The sequence below is a fragment of the Acinetobacter sp. 12966 genome (assembly GCF_031196995.1).
GTDB lineage: Bacteria > Pseudomonadota > Gammaproteobacteria > Pseudomonadales > Moraxellaceae > Acinetobacter > Acinetobacter geminorum.
Genome location: NZ_JAVIMC010000023.1, coordinates 35,866 through 53,438 on the forward strand (window position 1 = coordinate 35,866; position 17,573 = coordinate 53,438).

At 39.6% G+C, this 17,573-nt stretch carries 19 protein-coding genes; 12 read left to right on the forward strand and 7 right to left on the reverse strand.

From position 1 onward, the window contains the following. Positions 1-11: 11 nt before the first annotated feature. The 10 genes from RFW85_RS03740 to RFW85_RS03785 all read left to right on the forward strand — a co-directional run bounded on the left by RFW85_RS03740 (position 12) and on the right by RFW85_RS03785 (position 5,821). Positions 12-1,220 carry a hypothetical protein gene (locus tag RFW85_RS03740; RefSeq protein WP_069031745.1) on the forward strand — a complete coding sequence of 403 codons (1,209 nt, stop codon included), beginning with the start codon at positions 12-14 and terminating at the stop codon, positions 1,218-1,220. A 1-nt stretch (position 1,221) separates the two neighbouring features. Next, on the forward strand, positions 1,222-1,473 hold the full coding sequence (locus RFW85_RS03745; RefSeq protein WP_000654840.1) for a hypothetical protein: 252 nt from the start codon (positions 1,222-1,224) through the stop codon (positions 1,471-1,473). Continuing rightward, positions 1,474-1,863 (forward strand): hypothetical protein, encoded by a 390-nt coding sequence (locus RFW85_RS03750; protein ID WP_069031746.1) that lies wholly within the window; start codon positions 1,474-1,476, stop codon positions 1,861-1,863. Further along, positions 1,860-2,084 carry a hypothetical protein gene (locus RFW85_RS03755; protein WP_001286975.1) on the forward strand — a complete coding sequence of 75 codons (225 nt, stop codon included), beginning with the start codon at positions 1,860-1,862 and terminating at the stop codon, positions 2,082-2,084. The genes RFW85_RS03750 and RFW85_RS03755 overlap by 4 nt, the downstream gene beginning before the upstream one ends. Beyond that, positions 2,081-2,272 carry a hypothetical protein gene (locus RFW85_RS03760; RefSeq protein WP_000096319.1) on the forward strand — a complete coding sequence of 64 codons (192 nt, stop codon included), beginning with the start codon at positions 2,081-2,083 and terminating at the stop codon, positions 2,270-2,272. The genes RFW85_RS03755 and RFW85_RS03760 overlap by 4 nt, the downstream gene beginning before the upstream one ends. Next, positions 2,273-2,542: a hypothetical protein gene (locus RFW85_RS03765; protein WP_000529848.1), complete on the forward strand. Its 270-nt coding sequence runs from the start codon at positions 2,273-2,275 to the stop codon at positions 2,540-2,542. Between the two features lie 114 nt (positions 2,543-2,656). Then, positions 2,657-3,241, forward strand: a complete 585-nt coding sequence (locus RFW85_RS03770; protein WP_000925676.1) for an aminodeoxychorismate/anthranilate synthase component II — start codon at positions 2,657-2,659, stop codon at positions 3,239-3,241. Between the two features lie 9 nt (positions 3,242-3,250). After that, on the forward strand, positions 3,251-4,300 hold the full coding sequence (gene trpD, locus RFW85_RS03775; RefSeq protein WP_086265805.1) for an anthranilate phosphoribosyltransferase: 1,050 nt from the start codon (positions 3,251-3,253) through the stop codon (positions 4,298-4,300). A gap of 9 nt (positions 4,301-4,309) precedes the next feature. Beyond that, a complete protein-coding gene (trpC, locus tag RFW85_RS03780; protein WP_170248690.1) occupies positions 4,310-5,116 on the forward strand; it encodes an indole-3-glycerol phosphate synthase TrpC in 807 nt (268 codons plus the stop codon). Between the two features lie 9 nt (positions 5,117-5,125). Continuing rightward, positions 5,126-5,821 (forward strand): Smr/MutS family protein, encoded by a 696-nt coding sequence (locus RFW85_RS03785; protein ID WP_170248691.1) that lies wholly within the window; start codon positions 5,126-5,128, stop codon positions 5,819-5,821. 10 nt (positions 5,822-5,831) lie between these two features. Here the strand turns inward: RFW85_RS03785 and xdhC are convergent, their stop codons facing one another. Genes xdhC through xdhA form a run of 3 tightly spaced genes read right to left on the reverse strand, consistent with a single transcriptional unit; the run spans position 5,832 to position 10,698 of the window. Next, on the reverse strand, positions 5,832-6,815 hold the full coding sequence (gene xdhC, locus RFW85_RS03790) for a xanthine dehydrogenase accessory protein XdhC (RefSeq protein WP_170248692.1): 984 nt from the start codon (positions 6,813-6,815) through the stop codon (positions 5,832-5,834). Between the two features lie 6 nt (positions 6,816-6,821). Beyond that, a complete protein-coding gene (gene xdhB / locus RFW85_RS03795) occupies positions 6,822-9,197 on the reverse strand; it encodes a xanthine dehydrogenase molybdopterin binding subunit (RefSeq protein WP_170248693.1) in 2,376 nt (791 codons plus the stop codon). Position 9,198: 1 nt separating this feature from the next. After that, positions 9,199-10,698: a xanthine dehydrogenase small subunit gene (xdhA, locus tag RFW85_RS03800; protein ID WP_170248694.1), complete on the reverse strand. Its 1,500-nt coding sequence runs from the start codon at positions 10,696-10,698 to the stop codon at positions 9,199-9,201. A 261-nt stretch (positions 10,699-10,959) separates the two neighbouring features. Here xdhA and folE point away from each other — a divergent pair, with 261 nt between their 5' ends. Together folE and RFW85_RS03810 are read left to right on the forward strand one after the other, a co-directional pair. Beyond that, positions 10,960-11,508, forward strand: a complete 549-nt coding sequence (gene folE, locus RFW85_RS03805) for a GTP cyclohydrolase I FolE (RefSeq protein ID WP_002118643.1) — start codon at positions 10,960-10,962, stop codon at positions 11,506-11,508. Positions 11,509-11,658: 150 nt separating this feature from the next. Then, the gene (locus tag RFW85_RS03810) at positions 11,659-12,810 is read left to right on the forward strand and encodes an extended-spectrum class C beta-lactamase ADC-265 (RefSeq protein ID WP_086265799.1); all 1,152 of its coding nucleotides are present in this window, start codon (positions 11,659-11,661) and stop codon (positions 12,808-12,810) included. A 67-nt stretch (positions 12,811-12,877) separates the two neighbouring features. On the opposite strand, the gene RFW85_RS03815 is transcribed toward RFW85_RS03810, so the two are convergent. From RFW85_RS03815 to hemE, 4 genes are all read right to left on the reverse strand, one after another. Further along, a complete protein-coding gene (locus RFW85_RS03815; protein ID WP_170248695.1) occupies positions 12,878-14,770 on the reverse strand; it encodes a DUF4105 domain-containing protein in 1,893 nt (630 codons plus the stop codon). A gap of 61 nt (positions 14,771-14,831) precedes the next feature. Then, on the reverse strand, positions 14,832-15,302 hold the full coding sequence (locus RFW85_RS03820) for a DUF3015 family protein (RefSeq protein ID WP_002118800.1): 471 nt from the start codon (positions 15,300-15,302) through the stop codon (positions 14,832-14,834). A gap of 145 nt (positions 15,303-15,447) precedes the next feature. Further along, the gene (locus RFW85_RS03825) at positions 15,448-16,242 is read right to left on the reverse strand and encodes a DUF817 domain-containing protein (protein WP_170248696.1); all 795 of its coding nucleotides are present in this window, start codon (positions 16,240-16,242) and stop codon (positions 15,448-15,450) included. 6 nt (positions 16,243-16,248) lie between these two features. Beyond that, positions 16,249-17,322, reverse strand: a complete 1,074-nt coding sequence (hemE, locus tag RFW85_RS03830; protein ID WP_170248697.1) for a uroporphyrinogen decarboxylase — start codon at positions 17,320-17,322, stop codon at positions 16,249-16,251. Positions 17,323-17,573 lie beyond the last annotated feature (251 nt).

A 17,573-nucleotide genomic window follows, 5' to 3' on the forward strand; every position in this document is an offset into this window, starting at 1 on the left:
GAGAGCTATTTATGTCTAACTTACTAACTGCAGCTGAAGCATTTGCAGCTCTTCAAAACGGTAAAACTGTTCTATGTCGTCCTATTGGAGACATGTTGGACTTTTCTGACTTAGATCAATTCCCCGCTTCTGTTTTTGGTAAACCGGGTTTTGAATTCTGCATCAAAATCGAAACTATTGAACTGGCTGGCATTACATTCACAAAGCCATTAACTATTGATGAGTATGAAGACGGTCAGGAAGTTTATGTAATCAGTACATATTCACCTACGGTCTATGTTTTAGATTTCAAAACTAACGCATTAATTGATTCTATTAACAGTGGCTTCGTTCAACGTGATGCAGAAAACGCCAAGCTTCAATTAAAAGCACTGTCCAAAGCGTTAGGTTTTGAAGTTAATGATGACTTAAGTGTTATTCGCTTAGGTGATGAAAAAAAGAAACAGCGTGGCAAGAAATCAAAAGCTGAGCCAGTGGCAAAAGTAATACCTTCTGAAGTTTTCCCTGCAGATAAACAGCCAGCGATTGTTATTACAGAACAAACTAATGTCACAGCTTCCGAAGACCTATTAACTCCAGTTACTAACGAACTTAATATTAAGCCGAATGTTAATGCCCAATTTGAAATTTTGCTTGATGCAATCCGTATTTGCCAGTCAGAAAAAGAGCTAGATTCAACTTGTGCGAATCTTGAAAAAGAAGGCTTTACTCAAGAGCAAATTGACCAAATAAATCTGGCTAAGCAAGAACGATTAATTGAACTCGATTTTATTGAAATGGATGCTGCTGATACAGCTAGTGAACAAGTTTTTTCTGATTTAGATGCGCAAGCAAATGATGAAGTGGCAACCATTTCAATGCCTGAAAATTATGAATCATTAGTTCAAAGCATCCAGAACTTTCATACCCCTGAAGAAGTTAATAGTGTTATCCGTTACACCACTAAATGGACGGAGGAACAACGTAAGCCACTATTAAATGAAATGCACAAACGCCTTGCAGAGTTAAAGCAAACAAAACAAGAAGATGATGGATTATCACCTTTAATCGTCCGCCTCCAATATGCGGCAGATCTAAAAACGCTTGAAGAATTAGAGTTAGAAATTCCTTCACGCCATCAAGACGTTCATAAAACCTTATGGAATATGGCCAAAAAGCGCCGTAGTCAACTCAATGCAGCCACTCATGAGCCAGCCTATCTTTTAGAGGATGGCCTCTAATATGAAAGATCAGTACAAGAAAGTGAGCCCAAAACACATGCTTGGTTTTATGTACTACTTGCAATTGCTGGGCTACGTAATAGTCCGGCAAGGCATGGATCAAGCAATGTTCCTAACAAAACATTATGCGGTACCAGTCGCTTGGCGCCGCATAACGATCGACTACAACAACCGTTTAAATAAACCAGCACAACAACTTTATAAAGAGTTTGTTGAGTGGACTAAAGAAGAATATGCAGAGATGGTGGCTTAAATGACAGGTAATGAACGTATCCCTTTTGAATCACAATTTAAAACTACAGAAATTTTTAAACGTGAAAGTGCTATTCGTAAAAATGACATCCTAGCATTCAGTGAAACAATGAATGGCTATTTCAATATTGTAACTAATGATGCTTGGCAGTTATGGAATAAAGCCAAAGCTCAGGCGGTGCCAGAGAAAAAGATTTACTTAACCTGTGAGCAATTATATGCAGCAGCAAACTTTGGTGCACCAAACAAAGATCCAGAACTTTTAGAAACTGAATTAACAATTGCTTGGTTTGATGAAGCTCATAGCGGCAGTGGTTACTACGTTTATATAAGTGAGTATCCAGAAGAAGGTGCAATGAAGCTGGAAAGCGAATCAGGAGCTGAGGGATGAGTGACTATATGCACATGACACTTGAGCAGCTTCAGCAAGAACATGCAGAGTTACTTCTGTTTAATGAAGAATTGGATCGTCGTTGTAAAGCTCACAAAGCAGATGCACAAAAATATCAAACTAAGTGCTGGCACATCACAACACTTTTGATGAATCCAGTTGATCAAGACATGACTTTGAAAGCAATCCAAACAGTGATTGAAAGGGTTGGTGAAGAATGAGTAGTCTCGATTTTGAGCAACTTTATCTAATGGCTCTCATGAATAGTAAAAAGCCAAAGTACGTTTTGAATTGGGTTCATGTATCCAGACATGGGCCAGGTGCGACAAAAGCTACAGAAATTTGTGAATATTTTGGGATAGATCCAGAAGGCACTGATTTTAGAAAAGCGGAAAGTAAGGAGGAGTAAATGGGACAAATAGTTAAAATAGAGGCTAGCATTCTAGAAAAGATTGTTGCTGTAGCTGAACGTATTGCTCAGTCAAAAGAAGAACGCCGAGTTGGTCGTGAAGAATTTGCACACATGCTCAATATCGAACCTGAAACTCTAGACGCTCGGATTCGTGAAGGCAGATACCAAAGGCCATACAAGGATGGGCGAAAAAGTTTTTGGTTATTGTCCTACGTGCAATCTGTCGTTACAGACACAAAAGAATCTGGTAAAGTAGCCACCTATTGAGGTGGCTTTATTTTATACAATGAGATAGGTACTTTTTCAATATTGAGTACCAAATTGAGTATCAAAATCACCCCAAAATAAAATCCCTTTATATATTAGTGAGTTGAATCTAAAATGCTTCTAATGATCGACAATTACGACTCTTTTACCTACAACATCGTCCAGTATTTTGGCGAGTTGAATCAGGAAGTAAAAGTAGTTCGCAATGATCAAGTCACATTAGAGGATATTGAACGATGGCAACCAAAATATCTCGTGATTGGTCCGGGTCCTTGCTCTCCAAGTGAAGCAGGTATTTCAATTCCTGCAATTAATCACTTTGCCGGAAAAATTCCTTTGCTTGGCGTGTGTTTAGGGCATCAAAGTATTGGGCAAGCTTTTGGCGGAAAAATTGTAAGAGCCAAAACGGTGATGCATGGACGTTTATCTGATATGTACCATAGCAATAAAGGTATTTTCAGTAATCTTCCTAGCCCTTTCTCAGCAACTCGTTATCATTCATTGGTGATTGATCAGCAAACACTGCCTGATTGCCTTGAAGTAACGTGTTGGACCAATGAAGCAGATGGCTCCATGGAAGAAATCATGGGTGTTAAACATAAGACATTGCCTGTTGAAGGTGTGCAGTTCCATCCTGAATCGATCTTGAGTCAACATGGCCATCAAATCTTTAAAAACTTTTTAGATATTTATGCATAAGTGATCCCTATGAATATTCAACAAGCACTTAACCATATAACAAAAAATATTCACCTGACTCAGCCGCAAATGGAAGACATTATGCGTAGCATCATGCAAGGTGAGGCAACCGAAGCACAAATTGGTGCTTTGATGATGGGCCTTCGCATGAAAGGTGAAAGTATTGACGAAATTACTGCTGCTGCACGTGTCATGCGTGAATTTGCTATCAAGATCGATGTTAGCGATATCAAACATTTAGTTGATATTGTCGGCACAGGTGGCGATGGGCAAAACTTATTTAACGTCTCTACAGCATCAAGCTTTGTCATTGCAGCAGCAGGCGCAACTATTGCAAAGCATGGTAACCGAGGCGTTTCAAGTAAATCAGGTTCATCTGACTTACTTGAACAAGCGGGTATTAACCTTGATTTAGATATGCAACAAACTGAGCGCTGCATTCGTGAGATGGGTGTAGGCTTTTTATTCGCTCCAAACCACCACAAAGCAATGAAATATGCTGTCGGCCCACGTCGTGAGCTTGGTGTTCGTAGCATTTTCAATTTACTCGGCCCGCTTACGAATCCGGCCGGCGTAAAACGCTTTGTGATTGGTGTATTTTCAGATGAACTTTGCCGTCCAATTGCCGAGGTTATGAAGCAGCTTGGTGCTGAACATGTCATGGTGGTTCATTCAAGAGATGGACTTGATGAAATTAGCCTTGCTGCTCCTACCGCTATTGCTGAACTCAAAGATGGTGAAATTACCGAATGGACGCTTAATCCAGAAGATGTCGGGATTGAATCACAAACTTTAAATGGTTTAGTGGTAGCAGATGCTGCAGCAAGCTTAAAGCTGATCAAAGATGCATTGGGTAAAAATAAATCTGACATTGGTGAAAAAGCAGCAAATATGATTGCGCTTAATGCGGGGGCAGGTATTTATGTCTCAGGCATTACTCAAACCTATGCTCAAGCTGTTACATTCGCTCAAGATATTATCTATGGCGGACAAGCTTTAGAAAAAATGAGTGTTTTGGCTGAATTTACCAAAACATTAAAGCAATCTCAGGCAGATTAAGGATTTCTCATGATTAATATTCAAAATACCATTTTAGGTAAAATTGTTGACCGTAAACATGAGGAACTTGCTGCGCGTTTAAAACAACGTAATTTGCAAGATGTTGAAGAACTAGCAAAAGCTGCGACTCCAGTGCGTGGCTTTGCCAACACTTTAAAACATAAACGCCCTGGTGTGATTGCTGAAATAAAAAAAGCCTCTCCATCAAAAGGAATCATTCGCGCAGACTTTAATCCTGCCGAAATTGCCCAGCAATATGAACAAGCTGGAGCAGCATGTCTATCGGTACTGACCGATGTTGATTTCTTTCAGGGTGCAGATGAAAATATTGCTATTGCTCGTAATCATTGTGCCCTACCTGCTTTACGTAAAGACTTTCTGATCGATCCATATAATGTAGTTGAAGCACGTGCTTTGCATGCGGACTGTATTTTATTAATTGTTGCTTGTTTGTCTGACCAGCAACTCGAAGAAATGTCAAAAACTGCGTTTGAACATCAACTTGATGTATTGGTTGAAGTTCATGACGAAGAAGAAATGGAACGCGCTTTAAAGCTTTCTGAGCAATGTTTATTAGGTGTGAATAACCGTAATTTAAAAACGTTTGATGTGGATTTAAATACATCTATCCGTTTGAAAAAATTACTTCCGGCCTCACGTTTATTAATTACTGAAAGCGGTATTGCGACACCAGATGATGTGCGTATGATGCAAGAGCATGATATTCACAGTTTCTTGGTGGGCGAAAGTTTTATGAAACAACCCCGTCCAGATCAAGCTTTTACTGCACTTTTTGGACAACCTCAAACGGTTTAATGAAGATATATGAGTAATAAAGATTCATCGCTTTCTAAAGAGCAACAAAAGTTATTGAAGCAATTTAAAAAGCAAATCTCCAATCCTCATTCAAGCAAAATCGCAAATCAGCCTGAGTCTAAAAAAGCTCAGGCTGAGTCTGAAGAATTGGAAGATACACATCTATTTCAACAGGCTGTTGCTGGTGTTAAACGCATCAACAATAGTAATGTTGCCGATGTAAAAACACCTCGTGCCAGAAAAGTCGACGCACAAACTCTAGCGAAGCGTGCAGCCGCAGAAGGTGGCCGTGATACCGAACACGCCGAGTTATCAGATACTCAAGCTGCTTTAAATCCGGTCGCAAGCCAAGCAACGTTAAGCTATCGCATTGCGACTCTGCAACATAAAGTTTTTGAAGACTTACAAGCAGGCAAGATGCGTTGGTTTGAAGCTGTAGATTTACACGGCTGTACCATTGAGCAAGCACGTGACGCAGTTTTACAAATTATCCAGATGGCAAAAGATGAAAATCAAAATGTTATCAAAATTGTGCATGGCAAAGGCCCAGAAGCGGTCTTAAAAACCTATGTCAACGGATGGTTACGTCAACACCGCGATGTTTTGGCTTTTGTAAGTGCTCCAGAAAATCAAGGCGGCACAGGTGCTGTTCTCGTACTGCTTAAACGAGCAGAAAAAAATCCGAAGTTCGAACAAAAAAAATGATCCTTTGGGATCATTTTTTTACATCAAACACCTGCAATAATTGAGCAACTACTGCAATGGCAATCGTTGCAGGTTGTTTCGATGAAATCCCTTCTATACCAATAGGGCAAACTAAGCGTTGTAATGTTTCCGGAGTATAACCGCGTACTTGCATACGTTTCTCAAAAATAGCCCTTTTACTTTTTGAGCCAATCATCCCAACATAAGTAAATGGTTTTGTCGTAGGTTTCAAGGCTGCAAAACACAGTTGCAAATCTAATTGATGATCGTGAGTTAATATTAAAATTGCACCTGAACGGTCAAAATGCTCGATCTCGGCTTCAAGTGTATCTGTCGTTAAACATTGCACCTGTTGCAGTAAATCAGATGGGAAAATATCATCACGTGGATCAATCCATTTCACCCGAACACCAATAGGCAATAAACAACGGACGATTGCTTCACCCACATGCCCCGCACCACAAATCAGCACTTGCATGGCATATGGTTGAATCTGCTGGCTAAATTGCCATTGCTCACTGTTGGCAGAATGAAACTCGAAACTTGGTTGTTGTTCCATATCCATAATCTGCCAAGTGGATGCATACTGATTTGAGACGGTACGCCATATATGCCTTCCAGCTCGCCATGCTTGCAAACTCATGGATAAATCTGACGGGGTTACAGCGGGTGATATTTTTTCAAACAATAGCCACATCACCCCGCCACAACATTGCCCCAACCGAGCACTGAGGTTAAAGCGTTCAATACGCCTCACACAAGTTTGCAGTTCGCTTAACATTGTTTTAGCAATATCAATGGCCTGAAACTCTAAATGCCCACCACCAATCGTATCTGACTGCTGCCATTGCTGTTGCAAATTAAACCGCAATAACATTGTTGCACCAACTTCCCGTGGTGTTGAACCATCAGCGCGGACCACTGTGACCAATACCATAGGTAGAGCATCGACTTGCCACGCTACAAAATCAGTCCACCATTGTAAATGTTGCATAATCTTCTACATTTTAGCTTGTGGACGGTTAGCCAAAGCTTGTCCCCACCCAATCGCAATTGCACGTAAAATTTCTTCGGCAGTTGCCGGAGCATTGAGTACGAGCGGTGCATTTTCTGGAATAGCCGCCTGTACAGCCTGACGAATTGCAGAGAAAACAGATAATGCCAACATAAATGGGGGTTCACCTACAGCTTTGGAGCGATAGATGGTATCTGCCTGATTTTGGTTATCAAACAGTTTGACATTAAAAATATGCGGAATATCAAAACTGGTCGGGATTTTGTACGTTGAAGGCGCATGGGTAAATAAGCGTCCTGCGTGCAGTCCTTGAGGCTGCCAATACAACTCTTCTGTCGTGAGCCACCCCATCCCTTGGACAAAACCACCTTCAATTTGTCCAATATCAATTGCAGGGTTAATTGACCGTCCAACATCATGCAAAATGTCAGCACGTAATACTTTCATTTCTCCAGTTAAAGTGTCTATTGCGACCTCACTGACCGCTGCCCCATAAGCATAATAGAAAAATGGGCGCCCTAAGTGGTTGACCTGATCATAGTGAATTTCTGGCGTTTTATAAAAACCACTGTCCCATAATTGCACACGTGCCATATATGCTCGTTGAACCAAGTCAGGAAATGTCCATGAATGGCCATTCGCTGTTGAAACCATACTATCTTCAAACTGGACTTGCTCTGCGTCACTATCACTTATGTCTGCTGCAAGTTTTGCCAGACGCTCACGAATCTTAATACAAGCATTTTGAACAGCTTTACCGTTTAGATCTGCTCCACTCGATGCTGCAGTTGCCGAAGTATTTGGCACCCGAGAAGTGTCTGTTGCAATTAAACGAACACTATCGATGGGTAAACCCAACTCATGTGCAGCAACCTGCCGTACTTTGGTATATAACCCCTGTCCCATTTCTGTACCACCGTGCGTAATCGCAACAGTGCCATCCATGTACACATAGACTAGTGCACCTGCCTGATTGTAATGCACGGCGTTAAACGAAATACCAAACATTAATGGGGTTAACGCAATACCACGCTTAATGATGTTATTGCTCTGATTAAAGGCATGAATGCTCTGTTTACGTTTCGCGTAATCGCTACTTTGCAATAATTCGGCCACCAGTCGAGGAGCAACATTATCACGAACTTCTGCCCCATAATGCATGCGATCACGTCCGGCGCCAGGCTGCTCAGCAAAGAAATTACGCTGTCGAATTTCAACAGGATCACAACCTAAATAACGAGCAATGTCATCAATAATATTTTCAATGACAAACATGCCTTGCGGTCCACCAAAACCACGGTATGCCGTATTGGAGACAGTATTAGTTTTACAACGTAAGTTACGTAGCTCAACCGCATTTAAATAATAAGCGTTGCCAATATGACAAATCGCACGTTCATTCACTGGCCCAGAAAGATCAGCCGAAAAACCGCAATTTGAAGCCAATTGAACCTTCAAGCCTTGCAAAACACCACTGTCATCAAAAGCCACAGACCACTCATAAGCAAAACCGTGACGTTTGCCTGTAGCACTCATGTCGTCATCTCGATCTAAGCGTAATTTACACGGACGGCCCGTTTTTTGTGCTGCCAAAGATGCAATGCATGCCCACTGTGCCGACTGTGACTCTTTACCACCAAAACCACCACCCATACGACGACTTTCCACACTGACCTGATGCATATTCATGCCTAATGCATGACAAATCAGTAACTGCATTTCTGTTGGATGTTGTGTCGAGCAATAAACTTTTAAGCTCTGATTTTCTTGTGGAATCGCATAGGAAATTTGCCCTTCAAGATAGAAATGCTCTTGCCCGCCCAGTTCAATAGAACCTGATAGTAGATGTGCTGCGTTTTGAAATGCCTGCTCAACTTCACCATGGCTAAATTCTACAGGCGGTAAAACCCACGATTCTTTTTCAATCGCATCTTGAATGGTTAAAATCGGAGTTTCAGGTACATACTCAATTTTTGCTAAACGGACTGCCTGACGAGCTTGCTGATAACTCTCGGCAACAACCACAAACAAGGCTTGTCCATAAAACTCAACCTGCTCTTCGGCAAAAATCGGGTCATCTTTAACAATCGGCCCCCAATTATTTTCAACCTCGATATCTTTTGCCGAAAAAACTGCATAAACACCCTCAGCCTGACGTACGGCATCCAAATCAAACTTACTGATTTTGCCTTTGGCACAACTTGAAAATCCCACTGCCAGATGCATCGTATTTTCAAGCTCGGGTAAATCATCAATATAAGTTGCCTGTCCAGTCACATGTAAATGCGCACTTTCATGTGGAATCGAGTCGCCTGCTTTAGCCGATTTTTTAGAAACACTGAAGTCAATCGTTTGATTCATGTTAGATCTCCACCACAGCAATCAAGTCAGTCACACGTGTGATCGTTTGAAACAGGATTTTTTCTACATAAAACCGCTGTAAACAGTTTTTTGCGACTTGTAAACGATATGCCGAGCTAGCGCGTCCATCATCTAAAGGCTGATAGTCTTTCGACAAGGCCTCTTTTGCCTGAACGATCAATTCTGCTGTAATTTGCTGGCCTTCCAATATGGCTTCTGCATATTTTGCACGTTTGGGAATAGCTGCCATGCCACCAAAAGCAACTCTTACATTGTGAGCGACATCATAATGATCTAACTCGCATGAAATGGCCGCACATACCGCAGAAATATCTTGCTCAAAACGTTTAGCAATTTTATAGCTGGCAAATTTAAAACTCGTCTGCCCTTCACGAAGCGGAACAATAATCGCCTCAACAAACTCACCAAGTTGTAATGCTGTTTTTTGATAATCTATATAAAAGTTTTCCAAAGCAATTTCACGAGTCTGTTCACCTGCTCGCAAAATCAATCGTGTACCTAGCGTAATTAATGCTGGCATTGAGTCACCAATAGGCGAACCATTGGCAATATTTCCACCTAGCGTTCCTGCATTTTTAATAGGCATGGAAGCAAAACGGCGCTGTAATTCTTGAAAGTCAGGATAAAAATCTGAAATTTTGATGAGTGCATCACTCAAGCTTACATTTGACCCAATCGTTAAAGCATGATCTGTGACTACAATTTTTTTGAGTTCTTCAACCTGACCGATATAAAGCATATCTCCTAAATTACGGCCTTGCTTTGTGACCCACAAACCAACATCTGTGCTACCAGCAACAATACGTGCCTGCGGCAACTGTGACCGTAAAGCGGCAAAATCCTGCAAAGTCTTTGGTGCAAAAAATTGCTGTCCATGATCATTCAAATGCAATGCAGGTAATGCTTTGATCTCTTTTAATACTTCAATTACTTTTTGACGTTTTAATAAAATACGTGGATAGTCATATGCTTTTTGTGCCGCATCAAAAATAGGGCGATAGCCTGTACAGCGGCACAAATTTCCAGAAAGATAATTACTGACTTGATCTTTGCTTGGACAGTGTTGTTCATTTTCATACATTGTCCATAACGACATGATAAAACCGGGAGTACAAAACCCGCATTGTGAACCATGCATATCGACCATCGCCTGTTGAACCGGATGAAGTGCCCCATCCTTTTTAGGCAATAATGTATGAAGATCTTCTACTGTAAATAAAGCCTTACCATCTAAAGTCGGTAAAAACTGAATACACGCATTCACACTTCGTAATTGCAAACTGTCATTGACCAACTCACCAATCACGACTGTACATGCACCACAATCGCCCTCAGCACAGCCCTCTTTTGTGCCGGTCTGCCTAGTCTTACCAGTTTGGGTATATTCTCGCAGAAATTGTAAAACTGTCATTGTGGGTGTTACATTTTCAACTTGCTGCTGGCTACCACGGAAAAAGAAGGTGATTGGACGTTCTGACATGTTTTATCCTTATGCTCTATAACACTGCATCTGTGCAAATATGATGCCACTAGGCGATCATTTAGAACCTACCAACATTAAATACACATTTGACGTTCAAACTCTTGACTATTAACGATAAAAAACATGAAATTTATTCATCTTTTATTAAGCACGCATAAAACCAGAATAAATATAGTGCGAGGAGTTATGAACATCAGGTCATGTTTCTGATACAATGCCGAGCTTGTCTAATAGAGTAAACTTATACGTCTTATGTCAATGCAGCAATCGTACGCAAATATCCTGACTGCCGTCGGTGAAGATCTTGATCGTCCCGGCCTTAAAGATACGCCTGTGCGTGCGGCTAAAGCTTTTTCATATTTAACTTCTGGCTATAGTAAAACTTTAGAAGAAGTCACCAATAATGCTGTTTTCCCATCAGATAACCATGAAATGGTATTGGTGAAGAATATTGAATTCTATTCGCTTTGCGAACATCATCTCCTCCCATTCTACGGCCGTGTTCATGTAGCCTATTTACCGGAAGGCAAAGTTCTTGGTCTATCTAAATTTGCACGTATTACTGAGATGTTTGCTCGCCGTTTGCAAATTCAGGAAAATCTGACTCAACAAATCGCAGAAGCCGTTGCTGAAGTGACTGGCGCTCGTGGTGTTGCTGTAGTTATCGATTCAGCACATATGTGTATGATGATGCGTGGTGTAGGTAAACAAGAATCTACAACTCGTACAGTTTCATTTGTCGGCGATTTTAAAACTGATAAAGAAGCACGCCGTGAATTTTTAAGCGCAGTACCAGAAAGTTATTAATCTGGTTTTAATGCAAAAATAAGAGCCCGACGACGTTGGGCTTTTTTATATCTAGTTAAAGCACTTAATCTATAAAACATAACAATTAAATTAAGTGATTTTTGTTATAAAAGTACGCATCTTTCTTTTTAAATAATTTATGAGTTCATCATGCGATTTAAAAAAATTTCTTGCCTACTTTTACCGCCTCTTTTTATTTTTAGTACCTCAATTTATGCGGGAAACACCCCCAAAGAACAAGAAGTTAAAAAACTGATAGATCAAAATTTTAAGCCTTTATTAGATAAATATGATGTGCCTGGTATGGCCGTGGGGGTCATTCAAAATAATAAAAAATATGAAATATATTATGGCCTACAATCTGTTCAGGATAAAAAAGCCGTAAATAGCAGTACCATTTTTGAACTAGGTTCGGTCAGTAAATTATTTACCGCTACAGCTGGTGGATATGCAAAAGCAAAAGGAAAAATCTCTTTTAATGACACACCCGGAAAATATTGGAAAGAACTAAAAAACACACCGATTGACCAAGTTAATCTTCTTCAACTTGCGACGTATACAAGTGGCAACCTTGCTTTGCAATTTCCAGATGAAGTTCAAACAGACCAACAAGTTTTAACTTTTTTCAAAGATTGGAAAACTAAAAACGCAATCGGTGAATACAGACAATATTCAAATCCAAGTATTGGCTTATTTGGAAAAGTTGTGGCTTTGTCTATGAATAAACCTTTTGACCAAGTCTTAGAAAAAACAATTTTTCCACCTCTCCATTTAAAAAATAGCTATGTAAACGTACCTAAAACTCAAATGCAAAATTATGCATATGGCTATAATCAAGAAAATCAGCCGATCCGAGTTAACCCTGGCCCGCTAGATGCCCCTGCGTACGGCGTTAAATCGACACTACCAGATATGCTGACTTTTATTAATGCCAACCTCAACCCACAGAAATATCCGAAAGATATTCAACATGCAATTAATGAAACACATCAAGGTTTCTATCAAGTCGGTACGATGTATCAAGCATTGGGTTGGGAAGAATTTTCTTATCCAGCGCCTTTACAAACTTTATTAGACAGTAATTCAGAGCAAATCGTGATGAAGCCTAATAAAGTGACTGCCATTTCCAAAGAACCTTCAGTTAAGATGTTCCACAAAACTGGCTCAACAAATGGCTTTGGATCTTATGTGGTGTTTATTCCAAAAGAAAATATTGGTTTAGTCATGTTAACCAATAAACGTATTCCAAATGAAGAACGCATTAAGGCAGCGTATGCAGTATTAAATGCAATAAAGAAATAATCGTCTTATCTAAAAACAAAAAAGAGAAATGAATAAACTCATTTCTCTTTTTTTATACATTTATTCTTTAAAAGAACCAAACATATCCTAGACTTGATTTCATCCAGTCTTGTTGGTTTTGTTGTTCATAGTCCCAATTCAATCGAACAGCATTATTGCGATTAATCACATATTGCCACTGAGTATTTACTCTCAAATTCCATTGGTTTTGATCTTGCCAATAAGGCAATTCAATTTGCACCACAGAGTTGAAGCGCTCAAACCATTGATTCATACAACCTAAAGTTGGCCCCATTCCTACGCGCCACCCTTTATCTAGATTTGAACCTGTTTGTACATAGGTTTGTACTTGTCCATAGCAAATATGCTTTCGCCCATAGTCTGCAAGACTGTAACCGACCTGAGCATTAAAGCTTGCTACGCCGTGTTGTTTGTCTTCACTAAAGTTTCCATCATTAATGGCTTCCTGACGCCAACTTAAGTTAAAACCCCAACTCAGCGGTGTTTTAAATGGTTGAATCGGGTTATAAGAGTTCACTTCTAACAGATCAAGACGTTCTAGTTTTAAATGGTCATCTCGCCACTGTGCATTACCATTTAAAAATAGTAATTGGGTCCCTGCACGGTAGCCTCCTTGAGGATCTATTAAATCATGATAGGCTTGCCGATGACCAAGTTCGATAAACTTATCGCCTTGAACCTCACCAGCTTTCACTGAAAGATTACGCGCGTTATGACCTTGAGTCGGCTCCTTTGTTGGTCTTTTTGGTTCTTGACGTTGCTTATCTAAATCAATCTGACTTCTGAGTGCTAAAAGCTGACGTAACTGCGGCTGAGCAATGCTTTCTTCAACTTTACGACCAATAAACTGTAGATATAAATCATCGTAAGCCATCTCGAGGATTTTAGCCTGATCCTGCTCAGTAAATGATTTTAAAATCTGAGAAGACTGCTGTATAGGCAGCATCGCAATTTGATGAGCCACCTTCGCCAGTGAGGGACCATGCTGATGAGCTTGGGACAATAATTGGGTTTCTAAAGCAGGTCGATATACAGGAGCTTTCGTGAGTCCCTGCTGCTGCATCGATTTAATGGTTTCCATTGGAATAGATGCATAGGTGAATTTCTCTTGCAAGTTAGACTCAGGTTTTACTAAATCCACTAACCCTAACAATCGATAGGCACAGTTATCACTCACAAAATAATAAGGAAAGCTCACATGTTGCATTTCCCAAATATGGCTTACTAAAAACCGAGTTTCTTCAGGTGATAGATTTAACTCATATTCCCACAAATCGCGGCTTTCAAAATCACCATACTCTTTTACCTTACGATAATAAGGCATCAATGAATATTCGCCTGGATACTGCCCCGTTAAACCTTTCCATGCATATGACCAGTTGTCGTTGCCTGCCACAGTTGCTGCATAGTTTACGGCGTAAGAGACAAGGTTTAACTGCTGTTGATCTTTTGGGTCCAAACGCAATAACGTATGACCAAACATTGAGCTAGGATTGCCCATAAAATCGGTCGCATAAATTAAGGTCGCTTTATGAGGCTTAATCTGCCCAATCCAATTTTCAAATTCTGAACAATTTACTTGAGGCAATTCATTTTCTTGAATGCCGACTTTTTGCATGAGCCATTGACTACGTGCCGGAAACTTACAACGAATCGACTGATTATCTTGAGCAGGCATAAATAATGCTGAAATGTCAGCTTTCAGTTCTTCTTTTAAGTTATTTTTTCCATTTTCTGATAAGAAATAGCCAGAATAAGTAACCTCACTTTTCTGATTTTTATTGGCATACATCAGCCTTTGCCATGTAATGTCTTGATCTAGATTTTGTTGTTCTGCAATTGACCAATATTTTTGAATAGATGGATTTATATCTGCTGAATAAGCAATATTCACTGCCAAAGAGGCAAAAACTAAAACAACTGACTTCATTAAGCTCATCAATTTTTATCATTAAATATAAGAAAAACCCTGCCATACGACAGGGTTTTCAGTTTCAAACTTATACGTAAGCTTTTAAAACGTCATCTTTAGCCATTACTGTTTGTAATGATGCTAAAACTTGAAGCGTATTTTGATTATTTGCAGAATAGATTTCACCAAAGTTTGCTTTTGAAACTTTAAAGAAACGATCTTTGTCTTGAGGTTTGATTTGCATTAACTCAGCAAGTACGTTCAGGCTTTCACCTTGGCCTACTGCCATATCACGTGCTAAAGCTTCAGCATTTTCATTTGTGAATGTAACCACTTGCGCAGTTACTGTTCCGCCTTGACGGCAGCCTAAAGTACCAAAAGTAATCCCTAGTAATTGGTTAGTAAAAATACCATTTGTTGTTGCAGCAAGAATTTTAGGCACCACTCCTTTTTGGCCAGCCCATACTTGCGTACCCACACCACAACCTACATCGTTATCAGCCATAGCAACACTTGAACCAGCTGCTAACAAAGCAGCTAAAGCTAATTTTTTTAACATAGATGTATATCTCCAAAATCATTATTGATTGTTTCTTATGTATTGTTATGTGTAATTCTTATTACACGATATTAAAGATAGCGAGAAGGCTGTGATTTAGCAATTAAAAAATAAATAATATGATGAAAAGTGCTAACGAAAAAATTTACCTTAGATTCCAGTTACCTTGATTATCTCGATGACCTAATATTTTAAGCACGAGAACCAAACTTAAAAGTAATAATAAATACCATGACCCCAGTTTACCCCAACCTACCATGTGCCAAGCATCTACCTGACTTGGATAGAGCCAGATTTTATAAAAAGTACTAATATTTTCAGCAATCCAGATTAGAAAAGCGAGGGTAAATAATACAGGCAACATCGGGATTTTAAATTTATGCTCGTTGAGCTGAAAATAAAGCTTGGTCTTCCAAAAAATAAAAATACTGATCGCAAATAAAATATAGCGAATATCAGGTACAAAAAATTTACTCATAAAGTTTATATATGAGAAAAATGCGAGTAAAAGCATCGTTCCAAAACTTGGAAGTTTTTCAAAAGAAACCTTAAATAATCGGAGTGATCGCGCAAAAAAACTACCTACAGCCGAATACATAAAGCCTGCAAATAAAGGCACAGTTAAAATTTTAAATACCGCAGGCTGAGGATATTGCCATGATGCGATCGCAGGATGCGTTAAAAATATTTCCATGACCATCGCCATGATATGAAATAAAGCAATAACTTTGGCTTCTGCCCATGATTCAAGTTTTAAATATAAAAGACAGATCTGAATCAGCACTGCATAGATGAGTAAATAATCATAACGATAAAAACCCATATATTCATGGCTTCCCATCGGCGCTGTTAAAGCAAAAGCAATTAAAAGTAGAATACCAAACAAGGCTGCCGAAACAGCCTTGCCGATAAAATGAATTGGTAAAGTGAGATGACGCACAAAAAACTATCCTAGATATTTAGCACTATACTCATGTACTGTATCTACAAAGATTTTTGGTTGCGCAGGGTCTACCCACTGGGTAATACCGTGGCCTAAGTTAGCAACGTAACCTGTTTTTTCACCGTTTGCATAAGCATCGTCTAACATTGCTTTTACAGCTTTTTCAATTGAAGCAGCCGAGCCATATAAAACAGCAGGGTCAAGATTACCTTGTAGCGCTACACGTCCCGACACAATATTACGGGCTGTATTAAGTGGAGTAGTCCAATCTAAACCTAATGCATCTGCACCAGTCGTAATCATTGGCTCTAACCATTGACCGCCACCTTTAGTGAAAACAATAACAGGAATACGGCGACCATATTTCTCACGTTGCAAACCAGCAATGATTTTATTCATGTAGTTTAAAGAGAATTCGACATATTCACGATGTGCTAATGCCCCACCCCAGCTATCAAATATCTGGATAGCCTGAGCACCTGCATCAATTTGAGCATTTAAATAATCAATAACTGAATCTGCTAAATGATCAAGTAAAGCATGCAAAACTTCTGGTTGCGCGTACATCATCTGCTTGGTAAAACGGAACTCTTTACTTGAACCACCTTCAACCATATACGTTGCTAATGTCCAAGGACTACCAGAAAAACCAATCAGTGGAACTTGGCCACCTAAAGCAGAGCGAATTGTGCTTACTGCATTCATCACATAATCAAGGTCTGACTTTGCATTTAGCTTGGGTAAATTCGCGACATCTTGTTCAGTACGAACAGTTTTTTGAAACTTAGGGCCTTCACCCGTTTCAAAATAAAGCCCTAAGCCTAATGCATCAGGAATTGTTAAAATATCTGAAAATAAAATTGCTGCGTCTAAATCGTAACGGCGTAAAGGCTGTAAAGTTACTTCACAAGCAAATTCTGTATTTTTACATAGAGATAGAAAGTCGCCTGCTTTTGAACGTGTTTCACGATATTCAGGCAAATAACGTCCTGCTTGACGCATCATCCATACCGGGGTGGTATCTACAGGTTCGCGTAACAAAGCTCGTAGGAAACGATCATTTTTCAAAGTCGTCATTACCAATCTCTATATTCTTTATGTGGCAGCATCATATCAAAAACATAGAGATTTTTATAATTTCAATTTCACACAAAAAACTCGTCAATCTACTAAAAAATGCATATTTACACAAAAGTCTACTGCAAGCAGCAAGGTTTTCTGCAATACTTGCAACATGTTACATCGGGTCTATTGATATTCTTTTAACCACTAAATTACCAATCTTGGGCTCATAGAGATGAGTTATTGGTAATTTTATGCAATTTTAG